General features: G+C 34.1%; 3 protein-coding genes. All 3 read right to left on the bottom strand.

Features of this window, described 5'->3' with window-relative positions; translation table 11 throughout:
* Nucleotides 1-201: 201 nt before the first annotated feature.
* Entirely contained in the window at nucleotides 202-414 is a 213-nt protein-coding gene (locus L647_RS1000000125840; RefSeq protein WP_024611341.1) for a transposase, read from the bottom strand.
* A 499-nt stretch (nucleotides 415-913) separates the two neighbouring features.
* On the bottom strand, nucleotides 914-1,579 hold the full coding sequence (locus tag L647_RS0112225) for an AbiV family abortive infection protein (protein WP_024611340.1): 666 nt from the start codon (nucleotides 1,577-1,579) through the stop codon (nucleotides 914-916).
* 679 nt (nucleotides 1,580-2,258) lie between these two features.
* The gene (locus L647_RS01000000124140; protein WP_050581984.1) at nucleotides 2,259-2,522 is read right to left on the bottom strand and encodes a hypothetical protein; all 264 of its coding nucleotides are present in this window, start codon (nucleotides 2,520-2,522) and stop codon (nucleotides 2,259-2,261) included.
* Nucleotides 2,523-2,682 lie beyond the last annotated feature (160 nt).

Here is a 2,682-nt window from a genome sequence, read left to right as displayed (position 1 = left end):
TAACGAGCCTGTAGATTAACTCGTTTTTTTATTTATTTTTATTGATAAACAAACCATAGCTGAGTTCCTATTTTGGTTCAATCGATTACTGTATTTTATGCAGAATATAAAGTGGGAGTTTGGTGTTGTTTTAATTGGCGTTTTGGACAGGATTACGGGTACTTGAGTGGCTTTTATTTAGGGTAAAAGGGCTTAACCTTCTTAATGCATCGTGTTTTGCAACTTTTCTATATTATGAACAAGGCAATACAGTTGCCATTGCGCATTCACTTTTGTTTGACCCCGTAAGGTCAATTTATTCATGCCTTTATTCACTGTAATGTTCCGCTTTTTATTTAAAGGAAAGCGAGTCGTTTGCCATTCTTTAATAAATAGCAATCGTCGTCCGATTGGGCTGTCTATTTTTACTTTCATTATGTCTACATAGCTCAGCTTTTTGAGTGATTAATTATTTATAACAATGAACACTTCATACTGTTTTAGTTGGCTTTTTTCGCAAAAATTAGGATGGGTGTCATGCTAATTTCTTACCACGCGTCAAATCCCGATAAATCGAGTTTATTTTCGACAATATAACAAAGGGCATACTCAAAAGTGCCAGGCAGAATTTGCTCAGCGAAATTGATAGGAATGAATTTATTTTGACAGGATAAGTCAGGCTTGACTTCTCACCCAAAGAAAGTGCCATAACAGTTTACCGTGGGTGAATAATATCTATTAGATCACAGCGAACAGATGGATTTAAGGTTAAAAAGCAACCAACCAAGAATAGTTGGATACGTTCCTAAAAAGAGTAATTCTACAGCCTCAACGCCTAAATAAGAGGCGGATAATAGCTGGCTAAAATTAGTGAGGCACGAACGAAAGCCAGCTGTTAGGCGTCCTGCTTGATTTTCTTGTTATAACCCGCAGGCTACCCAACAAATTCTTTAAAACTATACTCACCTTCGGTAATAAGGTTTTCTTTGACCATTTCCTCAAACCAATTATTTAGGGCCGCTTTCATTAACTCCATAGAACCTTTCCATACAGGTTTGATATGTTTTACCCATAGTTCTATTTCCTTAGAAGTATAAACACTATCTTTACACATCACTTTGGCTATTTTAAGTATGTTTTCTGCGCTTTCTTTATCTATAACTTTGTCGGGAATTGACCAATGAGCCTTTCCAAGGCAATCAGTGTAGAAACCAATTTGTTTTAGGTTGTCTAAAAGTAATGGATGTTCAGTCTTTTCACCAAATAATGATTTAAACTCTTCAAGCTGATTTGCCCCACTTGAAACTAAAGATGGAAATAACCACATAACATTTTTTTTGGTGTGAGAGCGATAAGCTCTCCATGCGTCTTTAACTTGATCACCATTTTTAGCTAATGCAAGTTCTCGTAAAATACTTACTTTACCTGACTCTTCGATTGATAAAATAGATAAAGAAATAGCCGAAGGAAATCGATTTAAATTAAATAATATTTCAGCATCTTCGATTAAACGTCGAGCATTATCATTCGCAGCATTCATTCCTTCTGCGATCTGAGCAGGCTTTAATGAATTTTTCCATTGACCTAATCCTTTAGACACGAGTACCTCACTAGAAAGGGTTATAACGAGCCTGTAGATTAACTCGTTTTTAAATTTGTTTTTATTGATAAACAAACCATAGCTGAGTTCCTATTTTGGTTCAATTGATTACTGTATTTTTACGCAGAATATTGAAGTGTTTAATATTGTTTTAATTGGCGTTTTGGACGGGATTACGGGTACTTGAGTGGCTTTTATTTAGGGTAAAAGGGCTTACCCTTCTTAATGCATCGTGTTTTGCAGCTTTTCTATATTTTGAACAAGGCAATACAGTTGCCACAGCGTAAAATAAAGGCATTCACTTTGCTTTGACCTCGTAAAGTCAATTTATTCATGCCTTTATTCACTGTAATATTCCGCTTTTTATTTAAAGGAAAGCCGGTTCGATACAGCCGAGTCGTTTGCCATTCTTTAATAAACAGCTATTGTCGTCCGATTCGGCTATCTATTTTTGCTTTCATTATGCCTACATGGCTCAGCTTTTTTACGTGATTCATTATATAAAAATGAACACTTCATACTGTTTTAGTTGGCTTTTTTCGTAATAATTAGAATGGGTGTCATCCTAATTATCCTAATTATCCTAATTATCCTAATTATCCTAATTACTACTTGTTATGAAGTTGATAGTATTTTCAACATTTTAGATATGCTTTTAGGGCAGACTTCCCCCATTAATTCAGGGTTTGCAAGTGGATATATAACCTTCGACTTCTTCATAATTAATATCATCACGACATTCAATGAAATTTGCCCATTCTTCAAGTTCATTACTAGAAATCAAATTTGAATTGTACTTTCTTAGAACTGTTATAAGTATTTCATTGTTAATTTTAATTAACTCTAATTCACTATCAAATGGATAATTAACCAGTTCTAAAAATGCTTCATTACGATGAAGTCCAAAAGTTACAATCTCTTCTAATGCATCAACTCTATTCATATATGTACTTCATAACGAGCCTGTAGATTAACTCGTTTTTTTATTTATTTTTATTGATAAACAAACCATAGCTGAGTTCCTATTTTGGTTCAATCGATTACTGTATTTTATGCAGAATATAAAGTGGGAGTTTGGTGTTGTTTTAATTGGCGTTTTGGAC

The organism is Pseudoalteromonas sp. TB64 (assembly GCF_000498095.1).
In the GTDB taxonomy this organism is placed as follows: Bacteria; Pseudomonadota; Gammaproteobacteria; order Enterobacterales; family Alteromonadaceae; genus Pseudoalteromonas.
The sequence above is the reverse complement of the archived record's forward strand: the minus strand, read 5'-3'. Positions and strand labels throughout refer to the sequence as shown.